At 71.4% G+C, this 23,466-nt stretch carries 19 protein-coding genes and 1 pseudogene; 9 read left to right on the top strand and 11 right to left on the bottom strand.

Going from position 1 to position 23,466, the window contains the following annotated elements; genetic code table 11:
* The first annotated feature begins 185 nt into the window (after positions 1–185).
* A complete protein-coding gene (locus AB0B55_RS29430) occupies positions 186–1,652 on the top strand; it encodes an NAD-dependent malic enzyme (RefSeq protein WP_355053250.1) in 1,467 nt (488 codons plus the stop codon).
* A 151-nt stretch (positions 1,653–1,803) separates the two neighbouring features.
* Here AB0B55_RS29430 and dapF read toward each other — a convergent pair whose 3' ends face one another.
* The 3 genes and pseudogenes from dapF to AB0B55_RS29415 form a co-directional block, all read right to left on the bottom strand.
* The gene (gene dapF, locus AB0B55_RS29425; RefSeq protein WP_357122638.1) at positions 1,804–2,649 is read right to left on the bottom strand and encodes a diaminopimelate epimerase; all 846 of its coding nucleotides are present in this window, start codon (positions 2,647–2,649) and stop codon (positions 1,804–1,806) included.
* A gap of 7 nt (positions 2,650–2,656) precedes the next feature.
* A pseudogene (gene miaA, locus AB0B55_RS29420) lies at positions 2,657–3,559 on the bottom strand (tRNA (adenosine(37)-N6)-dimethylallyltransferase MiaA); the annotation flags it as partial.
* A complete protein-coding gene (locus AB0B55_RS29415) occupies positions 3,559–4,326 on the bottom strand; it encodes a hypothetical protein (protein ID WP_357122635.1) in 768 nt (255 codons plus the stop codon). The gene AB0B55_RS29415 and the pseudogene miaA, both read right to left, overlap by 1 nt.
* 201 nt (positions 4,327–4,527) lie before the next feature.
* On the opposite strand from AB0B55_RS29415, the gene AB0B55_RS29410 reads away from it, so the two are divergent.
* The 3 genes from AB0B55_RS29410 (at position 4,528) to AB0B55_RS29400 (ending at position 10,010) form a co-directional block, all read left to right on the top strand.
* Positions 4,528–5,736, top strand: coding sequence for a DUF349 domain-containing protein (locus tag AB0B55_RS29410; protein WP_357122632.1), 1,209 nt, complete (start codon positions 4,528–4,530; stop codon positions 5,734–5,736).
* A gap of 942 nt (positions 5,737–6,678) precedes the next feature.
* The gene (locus AB0B55_RS29405) at positions 6,679–8,286 is read left to right on the top strand and encodes a cellulase family glycosylhydrolase (protein ID WP_355053246.1); all 1,608 of its coding nucleotides are present in this window, start codon (positions 6,679–6,681) and stop codon (positions 8,284–8,286) included.
* Positions 8,287–8,630: 344 nt separating this feature from the next.
* Positions 8,631–10,010 carry a cellulose binding domain-containing protein gene (locus AB0B55_RS29400; protein WP_357175231.1) on the top strand — a complete coding sequence of 460 codons (1,380 nt, stop codon included), beginning with the start codon at positions 8,631–8,633 and terminating at the stop codon, positions 10,008–10,010.
* A 46-nt stretch (positions 10,011–10,056) separates the two neighbouring features.
* On the opposite strand, the gene miaB is transcribed toward AB0B55_RS29400, so the two are convergent.
* A complete protein-coding gene (gene miaB / locus AB0B55_RS29395; protein WP_357122626.1) occupies positions 10,057–11,556 on the bottom strand; it encodes a tRNA (N6-isopentenyl adenosine(37)-C2)-methylthiotransferase MiaB in 1,500 nt (499 codons plus the stop codon).
* A gap of 55 nt (positions 11,557–11,611) precedes the next feature.
* On the opposite strand from miaB, the gene AB0B55_RS29390 reads away from it, so the two are divergent.
* A complete protein-coding gene (locus AB0B55_RS29390) occupies positions 11,612–11,863 on the top strand; it encodes a DUF2277 family protein (RefSeq protein ID WP_357122623.1) in 252 nt (83 codons plus the stop codon).
* Positions 11,864–12,014: 151 nt separating this feature from the next.
* Here AB0B55_RS29390 and AB0B55_RS29385 read toward each other — a convergent pair whose 3' ends face one another.
* Together AB0B55_RS29385 and selD are read right to left on the bottom strand one after the other, a co-directional pair.
* Positions 12,015–12,494 (bottom strand): hypothetical protein, encoded by a 480-nt coding sequence (locus tag AB0B55_RS29385; RefSeq protein WP_357122620.1) that lies wholly within the window; start codon positions 12,492–12,494, stop codon positions 12,015–12,017.
* Positions 12,495–12,734: 240 nt separating this feature from the next.
* Positions 12,735–13,724 (bottom strand): selenide, water dikinase SelD, encoded by a 990-nt coding sequence (gene selD, locus AB0B55_RS29380; RefSeq protein WP_357122617.1) that lies wholly within the window; start codon positions 13,722–13,724, stop codon positions 12,735–12,737.
* Positions 13,725–13,918: 194 nt separating this feature from the next.
* Between selD and AB0B55_RS29375 the strand changes: the two genes are divergently transcribed.
* The 4 genes from AB0B55_RS29375 (at position 13,919) to AB0B55_RS29360 (ending at position 17,364) form a co-directional block, all read left to right on the top strand.
* A complete protein-coding gene (locus AB0B55_RS29375; protein ID WP_357122614.1) occupies positions 13,919–14,674 on the top strand; it encodes an amino acid ABC transporter ATP-binding protein in 756 nt (251 codons plus the stop codon).
* A gap of 57 nt (positions 14,675–14,731) precedes the next feature.
* Entirely contained in the window at positions 14,732–15,667 is a 936-nt protein-coding gene (locus tag AB0B55_RS29370; RefSeq protein WP_357122611.1) for a glutamate ABC transporter substrate-binding protein, read from the top strand.
* Between the two features lie 82 nt (positions 15,668–15,749).
* Positions 15,750–16,406 carry an amino acid ABC transporter permease gene (locus AB0B55_RS29365; protein ID WP_357122608.1) on the top strand — a complete coding sequence of 219 codons (657 nt, stop codon included), beginning with the start codon at positions 15,750–15,752 and terminating at the stop codon, positions 16,404–16,406.
* Positions 16,407–16,491: 85 nt separating this feature from the next.
* Positions 16,492–17,364: an amino acid ABC transporter permease gene (locus AB0B55_RS29360; RefSeq protein WP_357122605.1), complete on the top strand. Its 873-nt coding sequence runs from the start codon at positions 16,492–16,494 to the stop codon at positions 17,362–17,364.
* A gap of 103 nt (positions 17,365–17,467) precedes the next feature.
* Here AB0B55_RS29360 and rny read toward each other — a convergent pair whose 3' ends face one another.
* From rny to AB0B55_RS29335, 5 genes are all read right to left on the bottom strand, one after another.
* The gene (gene rny, locus AB0B55_RS29355) at positions 17,468–19,234 is read right to left on the bottom strand and encodes a ribonuclease Y (RefSeq protein WP_357122602.1); all 1,767 of its coding nucleotides are present in this window, start codon (positions 19,232–19,234) and stop codon (positions 17,468–17,470) included.
* A 583-nt stretch (positions 19,235–19,817) separates the two neighbouring features.
* Positions 19,818–20,510: a regulatory protein RecX gene (locus tag AB0B55_RS29350; RefSeq protein ID WP_357175228.1), complete on the bottom strand. Its 693-nt coding sequence runs from the start codon at positions 20,508–20,510 to the stop codon at positions 19,818–19,820.
* Between the two features lie 14 nt (positions 20,511–20,524).
* Positions 20,525–21,571, bottom strand: coding sequence for a recombinase RecA (gene recA, locus AB0B55_RS29345; RefSeq protein WP_354884861.1), 1,047 nt, complete (start codon positions 21,569–21,571; stop codon positions 20,525–20,527).
* Positions 21,572–21,755: 184 nt separating this feature from the next.
* A complete protein-coding gene (locus AB0B55_RS29340; protein ID WP_357122594.1) occupies positions 21,756–21,956 on the bottom strand; it encodes a DUF3046 domain-containing protein in 201 nt (66 codons plus the stop codon).
* A 4-nt stretch (positions 21,957–21,960) separates the two neighbouring features.
* Positions 21,961–23,382 carry an MFS transporter gene (locus tag AB0B55_RS29335; RefSeq protein ID WP_357175225.1) on the bottom strand — a complete coding sequence of 474 codons (1,422 nt, stop codon included), beginning with the start codon at positions 23,380–23,382 and terminating at the stop codon, positions 21,961–21,963.
* Positions 23,383–23,466 lie beyond the last annotated feature (84 nt).

Below are 23,466 nucleotides of genomic sequence, written 5' to 3'. Positions count from 1 at the left end.
GCGGTTCTCCTGTCCGTTTTGATAAGTAGAACGTAATCCTGACACGTCACAACGCCCAGCGCACCTGCTATATGCCCGTGCTGGAGGTCGCCAAAAGCGGGGGCGAATACCAGTCGACCTCCACAACCCGGTAGAAATGCTCAGGCGGCGGCCGACCGGCCGCACAGCCGTGACGGAGGGATCCCGTGGCCATCACCCGACTGCCGAGCGCCGGATTTTCGATCACCATCCGGATCGCCGTGACCGCGGACGCATCCTCGATCGGTCGGCTCACCACCTCCGTCGGCGAAGCCGGAGCGATCGTCACGGCGCTGGACGTGGTGGACTCGGACCCGACCCACGTGATCGTCGACCTGACCTGCGACACCGCCGACGCCAAGCACGCCGACCAGGTGGTCGACGCGCTCCGGACGCTGGACGGCGTGGACGTGCGCAAGGTGTCCGACCGGACGTTCCTCCTGCACCTCGGCGGCAAGATCGAGGTGACCTCGAAGGTCGCCCTGCGCAACCGTGACGAGCTGTCCCGCGCGTACACCCCGGGGGTGGCCCGGGTCTGCATGGCGATCGCCGAGAACCCGGCGGACGCCCGGCGACTGACCATCAAGCGCAACACCGTCGCGGTGGTCAGCGACGGCTCGGCGGTGCTCGGCCTGGGCAACCTGGGCCCCGCCGCCTCGCTGCCGGTGATGGAGGGCAAGGCCGCGCTGTTCAAGCGCTTCGGCGGGGTCGACGCCTGGCCGGTGGTGCTGGACACCCAGGACACCGACGAGATCGTGCAGATCGTCAAGGCGATCGCGCCCGCGTACGGCGGAATCAACCTGGAGGACATCGCCGCGCCGCGCTGCTTCGAGATCGAGGCCCGGCTGCGCGAGGCGCTGGACATCCCGGTCTTCCACGACGACCAGCACGGCACCGCGATCTGCGTGCTGGCCGCGCTGACCAACGCGCTGCGCGTCGTGGGCAAGCAGCTCTCGGACGTCCGGGTGGTCGTCTCCGGCGCGGGCGCGGCCGGCACCGCGATCATGAAGCTGCTGCTGCGTCAGGGCGTCGGCGACATCATCGCGTACGACCGCCAGGGCGCCCTGCACCGCGGCCTGACCGACCTCAACCCGGCCTGGCAGTGGCTGGCGGAGAACACCAACAAGGAGAACTACTCGGGCGACCTGCCCGGGGCGATCCGGGGCGCCGACGTGTTCATCGGGGTCAGCGCCCCGAACCTGCTCACCGGCGACGACATCGCCGGCATGGCGAAGGACGCGATCGTCTTCGCGCTGGCCAACCCCGACCCGGAGGTCGACCCGCGGGAGGCGCGCAAGCACGCCGCGGTGGTCGCCACCGGCCGCTCGGACCAGCCGAACCAGATCAACAACGTGCTCGCCTTCCCCGGGGTGTTCCGCGGCATGTTGGACGCGCACGCCGAGGAGTTCACCGAGGAGATGGCGATCGCCGCGGCGCGGGCCATCGCCGACGTCGTCGGTGAGGACAAGATCAACCCGACGGTGATCGTGCCGAGCGTCTTCGACTCCCGGGTGGCCCCGGCGGTCGCCGCCGCCGTCCGCGCCGCCGCGCACAACCCGAGCCCGCTCCCGGCCGCCGACCCCGGCCCGGCGGACCTCCCCGAAATCGCCGCCACCGCCAGCGCCACCCCCTAAACCCCCACCTAGCCCCCTCCCCCGCCCGGCCCCCGCTTCGACTTCCCCGGTGATCAAGAGGTTCGCGTCAGAATCGGTGCGATTCTTGACGCGAACCTCTTGATCAACACGTGCGAAGGGCCCGGAGGCAGGTGGGGTGGGGTTGGGGGGGTTAGGGGGTTGGGGTGGGGAGGGTTACCTGGCCGGTTGCTACCAGGATTGCGGGGCCGGAGAGCCAGCAGGAGTCCTTGGTGACCGTTACGGTCAGGCGGCCGCCGGGGACGTCCACCGCCACCACACCGGTGTCCCGGCCGGCGTCACGCAGGACCACGGCCGCCACCGCGCAGGCGCCGGTGCCGCAGGACAGGGTCTCGGCGCTGCCGCGCTCGTACACCCGCATGAGGCTGTGCCCGTCGGTGTCGCCGACCGGGTCGCCCGCCACGATCAACTCGACGTTCACGCCGGCCGGGAAGACCGCCGGGTCGAACTCGGGCGCGACGGTCAGGTCCAGCGCGGACAACTCCACGCCACCGGGCAGGACGCACACCAGATGCGGGTTGCCGACGTCCACGACCGTGCCGGACAGGGTCAGACCACCCAGGGTGGCGGCCGACTCGTCGTACATCCGGGGTCTGCGCATCTCGACGGAGACCGCGCCGCCCTCGACCAGCGCGCGCACGACGCCGGCGCGGGTGGCCACCGGCAACGCCGCGCCGACGGGCGTGGCGAGCCCGGTGTCGAGCAGGTAGCGCACGAAGACCCGGGCGCCGTTGCCGCACATCTCGGCGAACGAGCCGTCCGCGTTCCAGTAGTCCATGAACCACTCGGCCTCGCCGGCCTGGCCGGCGCCGTCAGGATGCTTGGCCGCGCGGACCACCCGCAGTACGCCGTCCGCGCCGATGCCGCGACGCCGGTCGCAGAGCGCCGCGACCAGCTCCGGGGTCAGGTCGAGCTGACCGTCCGGGTCGGGCAGGAGGACGAAGTCGTTGCCGGTGCCGTGCCCCTTGGTGAACTCCACGATCCCATCATCGCGCAGCAGCCGGCACCAGGTGCAGGGCGGCCTCGATCAGGTCCGGCGCGGCCGAGTCGAGCCACTGGATGCGGGGATCACGCCGGAACCAGGACCGCTGCCGGCGGACGAACCGCCGGGTGGCCCGGACCGTCTCGTCGTGCGCCTCTTCCTCGGTCAGCTCGCCGTCGAGCAGGCGCAACACCTGCTGGTAGCCGAGCGCCCGGCTCGCCGTCCGCCCCTCGGCCAGGCCCCGGCCGACCAGCTCGCGGGTCTCGTCGACCAGCCCGTCGGCCCACATCCGGTCCACCCGCAGCGCGATCCGCTCGTCCAGCAGGCCGGTGTCGAGGTCGACGCCGAGCTGCACCGACGGGTAGTACGGGGTGGGCTGCGGCAGCGACGCGGCGAACGGCGCGCCGGTCAGCTCGATCACCTCCAACGCCCGGACGATCCGCCGGCCGTTGCCCGGCAGGATGCCCTCGGCGGCCACCGGGTCGACGGCACGCAGCCGGGCGTACAGCGGCGCCGGCCCGACCTCGGCCAACTCGCGTTCCAGCCGTTCCCGCAGCGCCGCGTCGGTGCCCGGGAACTCGAAGCGTTCCAGCACCGCCCGCACGTACAGCCCCGAGCCACCCACCAGCAGCGGCACCCGCCCCCGGGACAGGATGTCGTCCACCGCCGCACGGGCCAGCCGCTGGTACTCCGCGACGCTGGCCGGCTCGGTCACCTCCCAGATGTCGAGCAGGTGGTGCGGCACGCCGTCCCGCTCGTCGACGGTCAGCTTCGCGGTGCCGATTTCCATGCCCCGGTAGAGCTGCATCGAGTCGGCGTTGACCACCTCACCGTCGAGGGCGTGCGCGAGCGCGATGCTCAGCGCCGACTTGCCCGCCGCCGTCGGCCCCACCACCGCGACGACTGTCACATCCGCTCCCAGGACGCCACGAAGTAGGCCACCCCGTAGGGCGCCGACTCGTGCAGCAACTCGCCGCGCCACCCGCCGCCGCCGACGCGGGCCGCGTCGGCGAGCACCTGCCACGCCGCCCGGCCGGCGACCTTCAACTGCGCCGACAGACCGGGGTCCAGGTCGCGCAGGGCGTCCAGGTCCGCCTCGGCCAGGGCCGTGGCGACCCCTTTGTCGTACGGGAGAGCGCGCTGGTCGTCGTACCCGGGAGCCTGCTGGCCCCGGCAGGCCGACCCGTCACCGAGCACCAGCAGCGCCACCCGGTCGCCGGCGGCGGCGACCTGGGCGCCGAGCGCGGCCACCTCGACCGGCCCGGCGTCGGCGGCCACCTGAACGGCGGTCACCTGCGCTGCGGTCTCGGGCCCGGCCGCCACCCGCGTCGCGGTCGCCTGCCCGGCCGTCGTCGGCCCATGCCGGGACAGCAGCCACGCGCCGATGGTCAGGCTCAACGGCAGCACGGCGCCGCGGTCCGGCTGGCCGGGGACCAGGGGCACGTCCAGGTCGACGCCCCACGGCTGGAGCGAGCCGGTGGCCGGGGGCTGGACCGGGCCGGTCACCGGGCCGACGCCGAGCAGCACCACCACCTCCGGGCCGGTCGCCAGCAGCCGGCCGACGGCGAGATCGCAGGCCGACCGCAGGTCGTCCAGTTCGCTGGCGGCGGCACCGGCCACTTCGGGCACGAGCAGGGGCGGATGTGGGCAGACGGCGGCGGCGACCAGTGGCACCCGTTCACCGTAGCGGGAATCCCCGGTGCGTCTCCGCCGCGATCCGGTCAATCAGGCCCTAGGACACCGTATGGTCACGGTCGGCGATAGGCGCTCGACGCGGACCGGGTCGGACCTGTGACAATGCCGGAAGCAACTTGGCTGCGCCGTGGCGGCGACGGGGGACTGCTCCCTCGACGCCGGGAGAACGAGGATGGGCACATGAGCGACTGGACTGCCTTCGGACGGGTGGACGCGGACGGCACCGTTTACGTCAAGACCGCCGAGGGCGAGCGGGTGGTCGGATCCTGGCAGGCAGGAGCGCCGGAGGAAGGGCTCGCGCACTTCGCGCGCCGCTTCGCCGACCTGGTCACCGAGGTGGATCTGACCGAAGCGCGGCTCAACTCGGGCGCGGCGGACGCCGGGCACTCGTTGAGCACGATCCGGCGGATCCGCGCCACGCTGCCGGAGGCCCACGTGGTCGGCGACATCGACGCCCTGACCGCCCGACTGGACAAGCTGGCGACCCTCGCCGAGGAGAAGGCCACCGAGGCGCGCGCCGCCCGGGACGCCGCCCGCGGTGAGGCCCTGGCCCGCAAGACCGCCCTGGTCGAGGAGGCCGAGAAGCTCGCCGCGGAGTCGACCGGTTGGAAGACGGCCGGTGACCGCCTCAAGGAGATCCTCGACGAGTGGAAGACCATTCGCGGGGTCGACAAGAAGGCCGACGGCGAGCTGTGGAAGCGCTTCGCCGCCGCGCGGGACGGCTTCACCCGACGCCGCGGCGCCCACTTCGCCTCCCTGGACGCGCAGCGCAAGCAGGCGCAGACCGTCAAGGAAGAGCTGGTCGCCGAGGCCGAAAAGATCAAGGAATCCACCGAGTGGGCCGCCACGGCCAACCAGCTCAAGGAGCTGATGACCCAGTGGAAGGCCGCGCCCCGCGCCTCCAAGGAGGCCGAGCAGAAGCTCTGGGAACGGTTCCGGGCCGCCCAGGACGCCTTCTTCAGCCGGCGCAGCGAGGTCTTCTCGGCACGGGACAACGAACAGCGCGGCAACCTGGAGCGTAAGCAGGCCCTGCTGGCCGAGGCCGAGGCCCTGGACATCGACGCCGACCCCAAGGGCGCCCAGGCCAAGCTGCGCGAGATCCAGGCACAGTGGCACGAGGCCGGCCGGGTGCCCCGCGAGGCCGCCGCCGGGCTGGAGCGCCGGTTGCGCGTCATCGACGACAAGGTCCGCGAGGTGATGGACTCCGCGTGGCGGCGTACCACCAAGGAGGACAACCCGCTGCTCGCCCAGATGCGGGCCCAGGTGGCGGAGGCCGAGGAGCGGCTGTCCCGGGCGCAGAGCGCCGGGGACGCCCGGCGCATCAAGGAGGCCGAGCAGGCCCTCGCCTCCAAGCGACAGTTCCTCCAGCTCGCCGAGCAGGCCGGCTGACCCGACGCAATTCGCGAGCCCCCGGTCCCCGCGCGGGACCGGGGGCTCGCGCGCGTCCCGGGGTCGTCCACTCCGCACCACCTAGCCGCGCATCCCCACCTCATCCGACACGCCCGCCCGTATGCCCACACGCCCACACGCCCACACACCCGCACACCCGCACACCCGCACACCCGCACACCCGCACACCCGCACACCCGCACGCCCGCACGCCCGCACACCCGCACGCCCGCACGCCCGCACGCCCGCACACCCGCACACCCGCACGCCCGCACACCCGCACACCCGCACGCCCGCACACCCGCACGCCCGCACGCCCGCCCGCCCGCACGCACGCACGCACGCACGCACGCACGCACGCACGCACGCCAAGATCCTCACAACATCCCCGAAGTTGCTGCCTCGGACGCGCGGGAACCAGCAACTTCTCCGAAGTTGTGAGGATCTTGGAGCGGGCTAGCGCGGGGGGCGCGGGAGTCAGGCCTCGGGCGTCTGCCCATCGACATGATCGCGCTCGATCCTGGATCCAGTGGCTATCCAACGCGGTGACACCACTACTTCCAGGATCGAGCACGATCTTGCCGCCACCGGGCGGCGCGGGGGCGGCGCGGGGGCGGCGCGGGGGCGGGACCGGGCCGGACGGGGGCGGGACCGGGGCGGGACCGGGGCGGGACCGGGGCGGGGGCGGGACCGGGTGTGCAGTTGACGCATTGAGGTGGGCTGATGAGAATGGGCGACGGAGTCAGGTAGGGCCACCGGGCCGAGGGCGCCGACGGCGAGCATCGCCGTCGAGGATCGGCCGGTGAGCTGCCGCGAGTTTCCCGTCCGCGTGACATGGGCCGTCGCGCACTGTCCGCGTACCCCCGAAGGGGCCGTGATGTGCGCACGGCCGCCTGCCGACGTCGTCGATGGACGGCGTCGTGCGTCCGAAGTGGAGCTCGAATGACCCGTACGAAAGCTCTCGGCAGCGCGCTGACCGCGCTCGCCACCGCCGCGGCCGGCGTGTTCCTCGCCGCCACCGTCAGCACCACCCCGGCTTCCGCCGCCGGTACCGGAACCGGTTATCTGCACACGAACGGTAGCCAGATCGTGGACAGCACCGGGGCCACGGTCCGGTTGACCGGCATCAACTGGTTCGGCATGGAGACCGACAACAAGACCTTCCACGGGCTCTGGTCGAGCAATCCGTGGCGGGGTCAGCTCGACACGATGGCCCGGCTGGGCTACAACACGCTGCGGGTGCCGTACTCGAACGACGCGCTGAAGGCGGGCGCGACCGCCACCGGGATCAACGACTTCGTCAACCCGGACCTGGTGGGGCTGTCGCCGTTGCAGATCCTGGACAAGGTGATCGCCTACGCCGGCAGCAAGGGAATGCGGATCATCCTGGACCGGCACCGGCCGACGTCGGCGGGGCAGTCGCCGCTGTGGTACACGTCGACGGTCTCCGAGGCGACCTGGATCAACGACTGGAAGATGCTCGCCCAGCGGTACGCGGGCAATCCGACGGTGATCGGCGCGGACCTGCACAACGAGCCGCACGCCGAGGGTACGAACCCGGCGGCCACCGGCGCGTGCTGGGGTTGCGGCGACACGGCGCGGGACTGGCGGCTCGCCGCGGAGCGGGCCGGTAACGCCATTCTCGGCGTGCAACCCAACTGGTTGATCTTCGTGGAGGGGGTGAGCTGCCCGAGCGGTGGTCTCTCCAACGTGTGGGACAACGACCCGAGCAACGACGAGGACTGCGGCTGGTGGGGCGGCAACCTGTCGAAGGCCGGTCAGTACCCGGTCCGGCTGAACGTGGCGAACCGGCTGGTCTACTCGCCGCACGAGTACGCGACGTCGGTGTACCGGCAGACCTGGTTCGACGCCCCGGACTACCCGGCGAACATGCCGGCGATCTGGGACAAGTACTTCGGTTACCTCTACAAGCAGAACATCGCCCCGATCATGATGGGTGAGTTCGGCAGCACCCTGGCCGACCCGAAGGACCGGGTGTGGCTGGAGAAGTTGATGGCGTACACCGGCACCGGCGTGACCGGGATGTCGTTCACCTACTGGTCGTGGAACCCGAACTCGGGTGACACCGGCGGCATCGCGCTGGACGACTGGACCAACATCAACACCACCAAGCAGGCGATCCTGCAGCCGTACCTGATCGCGCCGAGCGGCGGCGGACCCACCGGCGGGCCGACCGGCGGCCCCACGGGCGGGCCGACCGGCGGGCCGACGAGCGCGCCCCCCGGCGCCTGCACGGCCACCTACCGGCAGGTCAACGCCTGGCAGGGCGGCTTCCAGGGTGAGTTGACCGTGAAGAACACCGGCACTGCCGCAGTGAATCCGTGGTCGGCCACCTGGACCTGGCCGTCCGGCGTGACGCTGGGCAGCGGGTGGAACGCCACCGTCACCCAGTCCGGTACGACGGTCACGGCCGCCGCGCCCAGCCACGCGCCGTCTCTGGCGGCGGGCGCCTCGGTCACCGTGGGCTTCACCGCCAACGGTACGGCCAGCGCCCCGGCGACCGTGAAGCTCAACGGCGCGAGCTGTTGAGCAACCGAGGTGGTCGACGCCCACGCCGAGGGCGTCGGCCACCTCGGGCCGGGCGCACGTCGTGCCGGGCCGAGAGCCGGGCGCACGCCGGGCCAGGCCAGGGCAGGCGCACACCGAGCCCTCCGTAGGGCGGCGGACCAGGGCCGCACGGAGCATTTACATCAAGGTTCTCCTATGCTTCCATCGGGAAAGCGCTTGCCTTCGCTGCGGCCGGCGCGAACGCGGGAGCCGCTTCTTCGCACCGAAACGCACCGGCGGACCCGGGACCTGAGATCCCGGATCACCTAGCCGCCCACGGGCATGGGCGTCGCGACAGTGTGTCCGCCTCATCGAAAGGAAGCAGCATGCGCACAACACAGCGTCGGATGACGCTGCTCGCCACCACCGCCGCCGCGACCGCCGCGCTGGTCACCGGCGGTCTCCTGACGGCCGTGTCGGCCCAGGCGGCAGCCGGCTGTCAGGTCGCCTACTCGGTCGCCAGCCAGTGGCCGGGTGGGTTCACCGGCAACGTCACGGTCACCAACCTCGGCGACCCGGTCTCCGGGTGGACGCTGCGCTGGTCGTACGGGGCCGGCCAGCAGGTCAGCCAGGCGTGGGGGGCCACCGTCACGCAGAGCGGCAGCCAGGTCTCCGCCGCCAACGTCGACTACAACGGCAACCTGGCCACCAACGGCAGCGCCTCGTTCGGCTTCAACGCGAGTTGGAACTCCAGCAACCCGGCGCCGACCAGCTTCACCCTGAACAACGTGGCCTGCACCGGCGGCACCACCACCCCGACCATCGCCCCACCGACCACCCCGGGCACGCCCACCAACCCGCCCACCACGCCGCCGATTCCCAGCGATCCGCCGCCGAGCGTTCCGCCGCAGACCGGCCTGGTCGGCTGGGCCACCCAGAACGGCGGCACCACCGGCGGTGGCGGCGCACCGGCGACCACCGTCACGAACGCCTCGGCGCTGACCAGCGCGCTGAACGCGACCGGGTCGGCGGTGATCCGGGTGTCCGGCACCATCTCCTGCTCGGGCATGCTGCGGGTGCGGTCCAACAAGACCATCCTCGGCAACTCCGGCGCGACGATCGTCGGCTGCGGGCTCAACGTCAGCGGTGACCGCAACGTCATCATCCGGAATCTGACCTTCCGGGACTGGAACGACGACGCGATCAACGTGCAGGAGTCGGCCACCAACATCTGGATCGACCACAACACCTTCAGCAACGGGTACGACGGCGCGGTCGACATCAAGCGCGGCTCGGACTTCGTCACGGTGTCGTGGAACCGGGTCTTCAACCACGACAAGACGATGCTGCTCGGGCACAGCGACGACAACGGCGCCCAGGACACCGGGCACCTGCGGGTCACGTACCACCACAACTGGTTCGACGGCAGCAAGCAGCGCAACCCCCGGGTGCGCTTCGGCAACCCGGTGCACGTCTACAACAACTACTACCGGGCCAACACCGGCTACGGCGTGGCCTCCACCGAGAACGCGGGCGTGCTCGTCGAGGGCAACTACTTCGAGAACGTCCCCGACACGTACCACCTCGGCGAGGCCGACTCCGGGCCGGGCCGGCTGGTGGCCCGCAACAACCACTTCGTCAACTCGCCCGCCGGCCAGACCGGTGGCAGCGTCGCCAGCATCCCGTACTCGTACCAACTGGACACCGCGAGCAACGTCAAGTCCATCGTGACGGGCGGCGCCGGCGCCGGTCGCATCACGGTCTGACCGTGGGTCGGTCGGGGTCCGCCGTGCCGGCGGGCCCCGACCTGCGTCAGTGCGCGGCGCAGCCGCCGGCGGGCGCGGGCGCGACCGCCGGGGCACCGACCGTGGGCAGTCCGAGCAACACCCCGGGGGTACGCGGGGAGCGCCCGGCCTCGGCGGCGTCACCGGCCCGGGTCCGGCGGTGCGACAGGGGCGCGCCGTCGGCGTTGAGGTGGTGCGGCGCGGCGTAGGTGATCTCGGTGTGCACGATGTCGCCGGGCCGGATCGACCCGGCGAAGCTGCCGGCGTCGAAGTGCACGAGACGACCGTCGCGGGCCCGCCCGGACAGCCGCCCGGTCCGCTCGTCCTTGCGCCCCTCGCCGACCGCGACCAGCACCTCGACGGTCTCCCCCACCAGGCGCTTGTTCTCCGCCCAGGTGATCTCCTCGACGCAGGCGATCAGCCGCTCGTAACGCTCCTGCACGACCTGCTTGGGCAGCTGGCCGTCCATGGTGGCGGCGGGGGTGCCGGGGCGCTTGGAGTACTGGAAGGTGAAGGCCGACGAGAAGCGGGCCTCGCGCACCACGTCCAGCGTGCGCTGGAAGTCGGCCTCGGTCTCGCCGGGGAAGCCGACGATGATGTCGGTGGTGATCGCCGCGTCCGGCATCGCCGCCCGGACCTTCTCGATGATCCCCAGGTACCGCTCGGAGCGGTACGACCGGCGCATCGCCTTCAGCACGTCGTCGGAGCCGGACTGCAACGGCATGTGCAGCGAGTGGCACACGTTCGGGGTCTCGGCCATCGCGGCGATCACGTCGTCGGTGAAGTCCTTCGGGTGCGGGCTGGTGAACCGGACCCGCTCCAGGCCGTCGATCTCACCGGTCGCGCGCAGCAGCTTGCCGAACGCGTACCGGTCGCCGAACTCGACGCCGTACGAGTTGACGTTCTGCCCGAGCAGGGTCACCTCCAGCACGCCCTCGTCGACGAGGGCGCGCACCTCGGAGAGGATGTCGCCGGGGCGCCGGTCCTTCTCCTTGCCGCGCAGAGAGGGCACGATGCAGAACGTGCAGGTGTTGTTGCAGCCCACCGAGATCGAGACCCAGCCGGCGTACGTCGACTCGCGGCGGGTCGGCAGCGTGGACGGAAAGACGTCCAGCGACTCCAGGATCTCCACCTCGGCGGCGGCGTTGTGCCGGGCCCGTTCCAGCAGGACCGGAAGCGCGCCGATGTTGTGCGTGCCGAAGACCACGTCCACCCAGGGCGCCTTGCGGACGATCTCGCCACGGTCCTTCTGCGCCAGGCAACCACCGACGGCGATCTGCATCCCCGGGTGCTTGTCCTTCACGGGGCGCAGATGACCGAGGTTGCCGTAGAGCCGGTTGTCGGCGTTCTCCCGCACCGCGCAGGTGTTGAAGACGACGATGTCCGGGGTGTCGTCGGCTTGGGGCGCGCGCACGTAGCCGGCCTGTTCGAGCAGGCCGGAGATGCGCTCGGAGTCGTGCACGTTCATCTGGCAGCCGTAGGTGCGCACCTGGTAGGTGCGCGGGCTGCCCGCCGCTGCGGTAGTCATGACCTGGACAGCGTATCCGGGTCGGCCGGATCACCCGAACCGAGGAGCACCCGACATGTGCCGAAGCATCAAGACGTTGCGGGAGCCGTTCACCCCGCAGGTGACCGACGCGGACATCGAGGCGGCGGCGTTGCAGTACGTCCGCAAGATCTCCGGCTTCCGGGCGCCCGCCGCGCACAACGCCGCCGCCTTCGAGGCCGCCGTGGCCGCCGTGACCGAAGCCACCCGCACCCTGCTCGACCAGTTGGTCGTGCGGGGATCGGGCACTGCCGATCGACCGGCCACCGCCGCCACCGGACCCGCCTGACGTCCCGACGCACCCGGCCGGCCGGATTGCTCGCCACCATCCAGCCGGCTCGGCTCGAGCGACCCCGGCCGGCTCGGCGTGACCGGCCGGCCGGTCGGGCTTGAGCGACCCCGGCCGGCTCGGCGTGCGCGGCCGGCCCGTCGGTAGCGGGTCAGGCTGCGGCGAGGACCGGCGCGACGGTGTCGGGCGCCCAGCGGGAGCGGTGACACTGCGACCAACCCCGGCAGCCCGGGTCACCCAACGAGCAGAGCCGTCGCCGGCTGAGCACCTCGCCGTCGTCGGTGTCCCGGACGTCGAAGTGCACCGGGCGGACCGTGCCGTCCGGTGCGACGAGCAGGTGCCGGCTGGCGTCCAACGTGTCGTCCCGCAGCAGGCAGTCCCGGCCCAGCAGCCGGGCCAGCGCGGCGATGCTGGCGTGCTCGGAGAGCCGCTCGGGCACTCCGTAACAGTCGATCACCGTCGGGAACTCGCCCGGCGCCTGCCAGACGTCACACACCACCGCGTACGCGGGCAGTCGCGCCGGGTCCGCCGCGGCCAGCGGCATCACCACCCGACCGAGCGCCTCGGCCAGCGCCGGGTAGACCTCCACGGGTCGTACCCGGTCGATTCTCCAGTTCCACAGCTCGGTCATTCCGCCTCCTCGCTGCGTTCGTCCCACCGGCCTCCGGATCGGGCCTTACTGACGATGGTGGGGGGCATATGACCTCAGCCGGGGGCAAGTTACCGGTCTGTGACCATTCCGGGCAAAATTTCCCTGAGCGGCATTGCTCGGAGTAGCGGGAAGGTGACAGTTTATCGGGTATCGTGCGCCAGCCGAACCACCGGGCCAGCGTGTCCCGGCACCATCGGTAGCGGTTCGGTGGGCCGTGGGTCAGCGCAGGACGACCAGGTGCTCCCCGCGGGGCAGCAGCTCTCCCACCACCGGTGCGCCCGGCAGCTCACCCGCGACCAGCAGACCGCCGGACGTCTGCGCGTCGGCCAGCAGCAGCCGCTCTCCCTCGTCGGCCGCGCCGAAGTCCGTCCACGGGGTGACCCACTCCAGGTTGCGTCGGCTCCCGCCACTGACGTACCCGTCGCGCAGCGCCTCCCTTGCGCCCGCCAGGTACGGCACCCGGGCCGTGTCGATGGCCACCGTCAGCCGGCTGGCGCGGGCCAGCTTCGAGGCGTGCCCCAGCAGACCGAACCCGGTCACATCGGTGCCGCACCGGATGCCGGCGGCGACCGCGGCGCGCGCCGCGTCCCGGTTCAGCGCGCTCATCGAGGCGACCGCCTCCGGGAAGCTCTCGCCGGTGGACTTGTGTCGGGTATTGAGCACGCCCACACCGAGCGGCTTGGTCAGGGACAGCGGTATCCCGGCCCGGCCCGCGTCCAGAGTGATCAGCTCTTCGGGGCGTACGGTGCCGGTGACCGCGAGGCCGTACTTCGGACCGTCGTCGTCCACACTGTGCCCGCCGGCCAGGTGACAGCCCGCCTCCCGGGCCACGTCCTGGCCGCCGCGCAGCACCTCCCGCGCCAGTTCCAGCGGCAGCACGTCCCGCGGCCAGCAGAGCAGGTTCAACGCCACCAGCGGGATGCCGCCCATCGCGTACACGTCGGACAACGCGTTGGCCGCGGCGATGCGCCCCCAGTCGTACGCGTCGTCGACGACCGGGGTGAAGAAGTCCGCGGTGCTGACCAGGCCCGTACGCTCGTCCAGGCGGACCACCGCGGCGTCGTCGCCGTGGTCGAGGCCGACCAGCAGCTCGGCGGTGCCGGTGGCCGGGCCGAGACCGGCCACCATGGCCTCCAACTCGCCCGGCGGGATCTTGCAGGCGCAGCCGCCGCCGCGCGCGTATCGGGTCAGCCGTACGGGTTCGGTCATCCCCCCATGATCTCGGCAACGCCGTGCCACCGCCACCGTCGCGGCCCACCGGTGACCGAAACCGGACCCCCGTAGCCGATCGTGACCGGTGTTACCGCTCCGTGACCAACTGGGTTGCGTTCCGCCACATCATGCCGCCTACAGTTGCCCAACCGGGGGTCGACCGACCCCGATCCGGGGAGACGACAGGGACGGTGGACGACGTGACGACGGGCGAACCGCTCATCGTGCTGGACGCGGTCAACAAGTGGTTCGGACCGCTGCACGTGCTGGACGACGTCTCGCTGTCGGTGGGTCGGGGCGAGGTGGTCGTGGTCATCGGCCCGTCCGGCTCCGGCAAGTCGACGCTGTGCCGCGCCATCAACAGACTGGAACCGATCAACTCCGGCACCATCACCTTCGACGGTCAGCCGCTGCCGGCCGAGGGCAAGCCCCTCGCTCGCCTGCGCAGCGAGGTGGGCATGGTGTTCCAGTCCTTCAACCTCTTCGCCCACAAGACCATCCTGGAGAACGTCACCCTCGGGCCGGTCAAGGTCCGCAAGGAGAAGCCCGCCGTGGCCCGCGAGCGCGGTCTGGCCCTGCTCGACCGGGTCGGTATCGCCAACCAGGCGGACAAGTTCCCCGCCCAGCTCTCCGGCGGCCAGCAGCAGCGGGCGGCCATCGCCCGAGCGCTGGCCATGCAGCCCAAGGCGATGCTGTTCGACGAGCCCACCAGCGCCCTCGACCCGGAGATGGTCGGCGAGGTGCTGGACGTGATGACCTCGCTGGCGCGCGACGGCATGACCATGGTCGTGGTCACCCACGAGATGGGCTTCGCGCGGCACGCCGCCAACCGGGTCATCTTCATGGCCGACGGCCGGCTCGTCGAGGACGCCTCCCCGGCGGAGTTCTTCGAGAACCCGCGCAGCGAGCGGGCCAAGGACTTCCTCTCCAAGATCCTCACGCACTAGGCGTCCGTAGTGGAGCGCGCCGCACAAGGGCGGGCTCCGTCGAAGAAGGAGAAGAGTATGCGTATGACGCGCGTGGCGGCGGTCGCCATGATGGCCTCCCTCGCCCTTTCCGTCGCGGCCTGCGGCAAGGAGGGTGAGCCGACGCCGAGCGCCGGTGGCAACGCCTCCGGCGCCGCCCAGGGAGACACCTGCAAGAGCTCCGGCGCGACCTTCACCCCGAAGTCGGACGCTGCCGTCGCCGGCAGCCCGACCTTCGAAAAGATCAAGACGGCCGGCACGGTCTCCGTCGGGGTCAAGTTCGACCAGCCGAACCTCGGCTACAAGGACGCCCAGGGCAAGCGGTGCGGCTTCGACATCGAGATCGCCCAGTACGTCGCGAGCACGCTCGGCATCGACCCCGCGAAGATCCAGTACAAGGAGATCGCGTCGGCCAACCGGGAGACCGCGATCAAGGGTGGTGAGGTCGACTACTACGTCGGCACCTACTCGATCACCGACAAGCGCAAGAACGACATCTCCTTCGCCGGCCCGTACTTCGTCGCCGGTCAGGACCTGCTGGTCCGCAAGGACGAGTCGTCGATCACCGGCAAGGACACCCTCAAGGGCAAGAAGGTCTGCTCGGCCACCGGCTCGACGCCGATCCAGAGGGTCCGCGACGAGGGTCTGACCGAGGCGAACAACATCGTCGAGTTCAAGACCTACTCGGAGTGCGTCTCGCAGCTGCTGGACAAGAAGGTCGACGCCGTCACCACCGACGACGCGATCCTCAAGGGCTACGCGGCGCAGGACCCGGACGGACTCAAGGTGGTCGGCCAGCCGTTCAGCACCGAGAAGTACGGCATCGGCCTCCCGAAGGACGACAAGGCGCTGCGCGACTACGTCAACGACCAGATCGAGGCCGCCTTCACCAACGGCACCTGGCAGAAGATCTACGACGGCACGCTCGGACTCTCCGGCTCGGCCGGCACCCCGCCGAAGGTCGAGCGGTACTGATCGACCCGGCTCGACACGAGTAGCGGCGCCGGGCGGGGTTCGTCCCCGTCCGGCGCCCGTGGAGAGGGACTGAGAGCGAGGCATGGGCGAGTTCTTCCGCGTACTGACGGACAACGGGCAACTGTTCGTCGACGGGTTCACCAACACCGTCAAACTTTTCCTGATCGCCGCGGTCGGCAGCCTCGTCCTCGGCACGCTGCTCGGCGCGATGCGGGTCTCGCCCGTGCCGGCGCTGCGCGCGTTCGGCGCCACGTACGTCAACCTGGTGCGCAACACCCCGCTGACGCTGGTCTTCGCGTTCCTCGTGTTCGCGGTGCCGAAGCTCGACGTCAACTTCGACTACGACACCAGCGCCGCCATCGCGCTGACCGTCTACACCTCCGCGTTCGTCTGCGAGGTGATCCGCTCCGGCGTCAACACGGTCGCCGCCGGGCAGGCCGAGGCGGCCCGCGCCCTGGGCATGACCTTCGGTCAGGTACTCACGCTCATCGTGCTGCCGCAGGCGCTGCGCGCGATGGTCCCGCCGATGGTGAGCGTGTTCATCGCGATGTTGAAGAACACCACGATCGCCGCCGGCTTCTCGGTGCTGGAGGCCGGCGCGATCCCCGCGTACATGGCCGAGCGGGGCGAGCCGCAGTTCGCCGTCCTGCTCTGGATCACCATCGGCTTCCTGATCCTGATCCTGCCGCTGGTGGCGTTGCAGCGGTTCCTCGAACGCAAGTGGCGGGTGGCACGGTGAGCCCGGCTACGGCGAACGAAAGGTGCGCGGTGAGCGCGAGGAGTGAGCTTGCGAGCCCCGCAGTCGCGAACGGAGGGTGGTTGAGTTGAGCCAGGCGTCGATTCTCTACGACCTGCCCGGTCCCCGCGCCAAGCGGCGCAACGCGATCCTGGGCGTCGTCTCCACGGCCGGCATCATCGCCCTGCTCGCCTACATCGGCTACAAGTTCGCCGACACCGGGCAGTTCGAGGCTCGCAAGTGGGAGCAGTTCCAGTACGCCTCGGTGCAACGCGAGCTGCTCGGCGGCCTGTGGGCGACGCTGAAGGCCGCCGGCATCGCCGCGGTCCTGGCGCTGCTGTTCGGCGCGATCTTCGCCAGCGGCCGCCTCAGCGACAAGTGGATCCTGCGGGCCCCGTCGACGTTCGTGGTGGAGCTGTTCCGCGCGATCCCCCTGCTGATCCTGATCTTCTTCGGCTACTACGTGCCGCTGCAGTACGGCTGGTCGATCGACAAGCTGTGGGCGCTGGTCATCGGGCTGATGCTCTACAACGGCTCGGTGCTCGCGGAGATCTTCCGCGCCGGCATCAACGCGGTGCCGTACGGGCAGACCGAGGGCGCGTACGCGATCGGCTTGCGCAAGAACCAGGTACTGCGGCTCATCCTGCTGCCGCAGGCCGTCCGGTCGATGCTCCCGGCGATCGTCAGCCAGCTCGTCGTGCTGCTCAAGGACACCGCGCTGGGCTTCATCATCACGTACCCCGAGCTGCTGTTCGCCGGGAAGCAGATCGGCGGCCGGTTGCCGTTCGGGCTGCCGTACGTGCCGACGTACCTGATCGTGGCGGCCGTCTACATCACGATCTGCGGGCTGCTGTCGATCTTCGCGTGGTGGTTGCAGCGGCGGCTGGGCCGCATGCCGCGAACTGCGGCCAAGATAGTGCCGTCCCAGGACTTCGGTCGAGACTCAACGGCGATGATCTGACCGGACGACCGCCTGGAGTGTGATCGACCCAGTTTCGCCAATATCGGGGTGTCCCCATTGAGGGGACACCCCGATATTGCTGAATTCGTGGTGATCGGGTCGATCAGCGGGCGATCTCGGTGACCCGGGACTCGCGGACCACGGTGACCCGGATCTGACCCGGGTAGGTCAGCTCCTCCTCGATCTGCTTGGCCACGTCACGGGCCAGCACGGCCGCCCCGATGTCGTCGACGTCGTCCGGCTTGACCATCACCCGGATCTCCCGGCCGGCCTGCATGGCGAAGACCTTGTCCACGCCGAGCTTGCCGGCCGCGATCTCCTCGATCCGCTCCAGCCGCTTGACGTACGCCTCGAGGCTCTCCCGGCGCGCGCCCGGCCGACCACCGGAGCAGGCGTCGGACGCCTGGGTGAGGACGGCCTCGATGGTCTGCGGGGGCACCTCGTTGTGGTGCGCCTCGATGGCGTGCACCACGTCCTCGTGCTCGCCGTACTTGCGGGCCAGGTCGGCGCCGATGATGGCGTGGCTGCCCTCGACCTCGTGGGTGAGCGCCTTGCCGATGTCGTGCAGGAACGCCGACCGCTTGATGGTGGGCACGTCCAGCCGCAGCTCGGCGGCCATGATGCCGGCGATGTGCGCGGTCTCCACGAGGTGCTTGAGCACGTTCTGGCCGTACGACGTGCGGTAGCGCAGCCGGCCCAGCAGGGTCACCAGCTCCGGGTGGATCTCGGTGATACCCACCTCGACCAGGGCGTCCTCGGCGGCGCGCAGGCAGAGCTGCTCCACCTCCTGGCGGGCCAGGTCGTAGACCTCCTCGATCCGGTGCGGGTGGATCCGCCCGTCCAGCACGAGCTTCTCGAGGGTGAGCCGGCCGACCTCGCGGCGCACCGGGTCGAAGCAGGAGAGCAGCACGGCCTCGGGGGTGTCGTCGATGATCAGGTTGACGCCGGTGACCGACTCGAAGGCCCGGATGTTGCGGCCCTCGCGGCCGATGATGCGGCCCTTCATCTCGTCCCCGGGCAGGTGCAGGACGCTCACCACGCTCTCGGCGGTCTGTTCGCTGGCGACCCGCTGAATCGCGTCCACCACGATGTGCCGGGCCCGCTGCTCGGCGGTGTTGCGCGCGTCGGACTCGATGTCGCGCACCAGGAGCGCCGCCTCCCGCTTGGCGGACGTCTCGATCGCCTCGATCAGCTCCAGCCGGGCGGACTCGGCGGTGAGGCCGGCCACCCGCTCCAGCTCCCGGCGGCGCAGCTCCTCGGCCTCGGCCAGCTCGGTCTCGCGCTGGGCGAGCGCGGACTCCCGGGCGGCGAGGGCGGCGCCCGCCGCCGTGAGCTGCCGCTCCCGCTCGGCGAACCGCTCCACCTCCTCGGTGTGCAGCCGCTCCCGCTCGTCCATCCGGGCCGCCCGCCGCTCCACCTCGGCGGCCTGTTCGCGGGTCGTGGCGGCGAGCACCGCGACCTCCCGCTCGCCGCTGCGGCGCGCGGCCGTGCGGAGCTGCTCGGCGTCCGCCTCGGCCTGCTTGTGCGCCCGTTCCAGCACGGTGTCCGCCTCGGCGCGGGCGTCGTCGAGCACTCGCCGGGCCTCGGCCCGGGCCGCCTTCGCCTCGGCTTTGGCCGCCGCCGCTTCGGCGCGGGCCGCGGAGGCGGCGGACTTCGCCACGTCGATCGTGCTGTTCGCCTGGTCGGCCGCGTCGCGCAGGGCGGCCAGGGACTGCTCCTGACGGTCCTTCTCGGCGATGAAGGCGGGATCCTCCGGGGCGGACGTCGAGCCGATCCGGCGCAGCGTCCGGATGCCGACCAGCACCGCCGCGACCACGACCACGGCGAGGATCAGGACGGCCGCGAGGAGCACCACGTCGAGGGCGTTCATGCCGGAACCCCGCGAGGTCCATCCGTGCGCCTGTGCCGCCGCCCCGCCATGGCCGCCTCCCCTGAACGTCATGACCGCAGCGACTGTGCCCAGGGCACACTCCTGCGGCTGTGGACGCCCGACCGGAGCGGCTGGCCGTAGATAGCTCTCTCCGCCGGCGGTGCCCTCGGGCATCGTCGGCGACCGGGTGCAGTTGTCGCGACGTCCCGGACCGGCCAGTCCGGAACTGCCGCCAAAGGCCGTGGAGCCGGCCAAAGTGATGCTGTTCTGTTACGAGATCTATGTTGTGCGCTTAGCCTGCAATGGTCGGGCAATGTGAGCCTGTATGGCGAGGCTAGGTCTCCGAGGGCGGTCTGGTCAAGGACTCATGATCAAACCCCCCGAACGGAGAGAAGTTGCAGCGTCACGCAAAGCTGATGTCGTGTCGGACACGGCAGGACAAAGGCGGCGAGCCGACGCCTCGATTCGACCGTCGTGCCTGTTCAGCGACCGCACAGGTCCGCCGACGGGCCGTCAATGTGACACCCGCGACCCGACGTCGGCCCGTCGCACCCGTCCCTGGGTCAGCGCGGGATCGTGCCGCTCAGTCGATCGGGCGGTTGTCCCGCTCCAGCTCGCCCTCGGCGTCGGCCAGGGCGTCGGCGTCGATCTGCTCGGCGAACTCGGCCGCCTCGGCGCTCTGCGCGGCGAGCGCGTCCTTCACCGCCCGGATGGCCACGCCGGGCGGGTAACCCTTGCGGGCCAGCATGCCCACCAGCCGGCGGAAGACCGCGTCCGGCTCACCCCGGGCGGTACGCAGTTTGCGCTCCACGAGGGCACGGGCGGTCTCCGCCTCGGTCTCCTCGTCCAACTCGCCCAACGCCTCGGTGGCCACCTCGCCGTCCACGCCCTTGCGGCGCAGCTCGTTGGCGAGCGCCCGGCGGGCAAGACCGCGCCCGGAGTGTCGACTCGACACCCAGGCTCGCGCGAACGCGGTGTCGTCGATGATGCCGACCTCGTCGTACCGGTCGAGCACGTCGGCCGACACCTCTTCGGAGATGCCCCGCTTGGCCAGCGCCCCGGCCAGCTCGGCGCGGGTACGCGGTCGCACGGCGAGTTGGCGCAGGCAGATCTCGCGCGCCAGCTCGGACTCGTCGCGCGGTGTGGACGCCTGCTCGTCGGCCGGCGACTCGGCCCGCCGGCCGCCCCGGCGAGGGCGCGGCGGAGCGGCGTCATCGCCCGTACGAGGCGGACTGGCATCCCAGCCCCGCCCCGTACGGGCGCGTCGTCCTGCCATCGGTCAGCGACCGGTCAGAAGTCGACCGGCGGCAGCTCCGGGCCACCGGCGGCGTCGCCCGCGCCGACCCCGACGCCGAGCTTCTCCAGGATCTTCTTCTCGATCTCGGCGGCCACGTCCGGGTTCTCCTTCAGGAACTCCCGGGCCTTCTCCTTGCCCTGGCCGAGCTGGTCACCGTCGTACGTGTACCACGCGCCGGACTTGCGGATGATCGCCTGCTCCACGCCGACGTCGATCAGCGAGCCCTCGCGCGAGATGCCCTTGCCGTACATGATGTCGAACTCGGCCTGCTTGAACGGCGCGGCCACCTTGTTCTTCACGACCTTGACCCGGGTGCGGTTACCGACCACGTCGGTGCCGTCCTTGAGGCTCTCGATGCGGCGCACGTCGAGCCGGACCGAGGCGTAGAACTTCAGCGCCCGACCACCGGTCGTGGTCTCCGGGCTGCCGAACATCACGCCGATCTTTTCCCGGAGCTGGTTGATGAAGATCGCCGTGGTGCCGGTGTTGCTGAGCACACCGGTGATCTTGCGCAGCGCCTGGCTCATCAGCCGGGCCTGCAGACCCACGTGGCTGTCGCCCATCTCGCCCTCGATCTCGGCGCGCGGCACCAGGGCCGCCACCGAGTCGATCACGATGATGTCGATCGCGCCCGAGCGGATCAGCATGTCGGCGATCTCCAGCGCCTGCTCGCCCGTGTCCGGCTGGGAGACCAGCATCGCGTCGGTGTCGACGCCGAGGGCCTTCGCGTACTCCGGGTCGAGCGCGTGCTCGGCGTCGATGAAGGCGGCGATGCCGCCGGCCCGCTGGGCGCTGGCCACCGAGTGCAGGGCCACCGTGGTCTTACCGCTGGACTCGGGGCCGTAGATCTCGACCACCCGGCCGCGCGGCAGGCCGCCCACGCCGAGCGCCACATCGAGCGCGATGGAACCGGTCGGGATCACGGCGGTCTGGACGACCGGCCGCTCTCCCAGCCGCATCACCGAGCCCTTGCCGAACTGCTTGTCAATCTGAGCGAGAGCAAGGTCGAGTGCCTTCTCCCGGTCAGGCCCTGCTGCCATGGTTGCCACCCCTGCCTTCGCCGGCGTCTTTGCTGAGCTTCGCGTCACGCGGACACGCTAGGCGCTAGGTCCGACAGAAAACCAGCCGACGGGCCGCGAGCTGTGGACGAGCACCCCGCTGTGGACAATAGCCGAACAGGTGTACGACTCGACAAGCGACACGCGGACCCGACGAAAAGGCTGCTCAGCGTAGTCGCGCGGGCACGCGGTCGGGATACGCGGCGCAGACCGCCCGCCACACCACGTTCGTCCGCTCCCCCGCCGCCAACGCCTGCTCGACGGTCCGGCCGTCAAGCTGGGACAGCACCTGATCCCGGGCGATGCTGGCCGCGTAACCCGGCCCGAACGCCTCCTCCAACCGCGCCCAGAAGTCGGTCAGCCGCACGTGATCAATCCTCCTCACCCGGCGCCCCGGTCGGCACCGGGCGCAACGCTAGCGCCACCAGGGGCACGGTCGCGACCGCCGCGAGCAGGGTGAGCACGGGATAACCGGCCACCTGCATGACAAACCCGCTGAGCACCGCGGCACCCGCGCCCGCCAACCCCATGATCAGGTCCGAGAATCCCTGGACGCTCGGCCGCACATCGGCCGACACCGACTCGGAGAGCAGCGTCGAGCCGGCCACCATCGTCCCCGACCAGCCCAGCCCGAGCAGGACGAGACCGACCGAGAGCCGAGGCGTGTGGTGCCCGGCGGTGCCGGCCACCGCGCAGGCGGCCAGCAGCAGTCCGACCCCGCCCAGGATCACCGCCCGCCGGCCGAGCCGGTCGGTGAGCCAGCCGACGAGCGGGGAGAACGCGTACATGCCGGCGATGTGCAGACTCAGCACGATCCCGACCAGCCGCAGCACGTCGGCGTCGGCGTGCGACTCACCGAGCCGCACCGGGGTCATCGCCATCACCGCCACCATCACCAGGTGACCCACCGCCACCGCGGCGATGCCGAGCCGGGCGGCGGGCTGAGCGCGTACCACCGACCAGGCCGCCCGCATCCCGGCGCCGCGCGGCGCGCGGGCACCGACCGGCGCGGCGGCCGGCCCGACGCCACCGCCCGCCGGCGACCCGGCGGTCCCGGCGGTGGGGGCGGTCGCCGCCGCCGCACCGCCCGGCGGCACGGCGGCGACCGGCCCGGGACCGTCGGGCACGGATGCGGCGTCGGCCGCCGCGAGTCGCCGCGCGGTGAGCAGCGGGTCGGGCCGCAACAGGCCGAGGAGTACGGCGGCAGCCAGCACGAACGCCGCCGCGCTGAAGGCGAACGGACCGGCCAGCGCGGGCAGCCCCCAGCCGGTGGTCACCCGGTCGGCCAGGGCGGCGAAGTTCGGCGCGGCCACCGCGCCGATGGTGGTGGCCCAGACGATCAATGAGAGCTGGCGACCTCGACGGGCCGGCTCGGCGAGGTCCACGGCGGTGTAGCGGGCCTGGAGGTTGGCGGCGGTGCCGCCACCGAACAGCAGCATGCCGAGAAGGAGCAGCGGCACCGAGCGGGTGGCCGCCGCCAACACCACGAGGACGCCACCGACGGCGCCCACCGTGTACGCCAGCACCAGGCCGGGCCGGCGACCGTGCCGGGCCATGATCCGGGTGACCGGGACGGCGAGCAGCGCCGCGCCGACCACCCCGGCACTCTGCGCGATGCCGGCCAGCGCGGTGCCGGCCACCCGGGCGGCGAGCAGCGCGCCGACGGAGATGCCGATGGTCACGCCGATGCCACCGATGATCTGGGTGGTGACGAGCAGCCGCATGGTGCGCCGCTGAATCGGCGCGACGTCGAGTCGGGCGGCGGTACGCGGCTCGGTCAGGTCGGTGGCCATCGGCGCTCCTCGAGGACGGGGTTCCCATCCTCGCGCACCCACCCCGAACCCCGACGCCCCGCAGGCGGCGCTACCCGCCCCGCC

It is taken from the genome of Micromonospora sp. NPDC049107 (assembly GCF_040648595.1).
Lineage (GTDB): Bacteria > Actinomycetota > Actinomycetes > Mycobacteriales > Micromonosporaceae > Micromonospora.
This window is presented reverse-complemented; position numbering and strand designations above follow the sequence as displayed.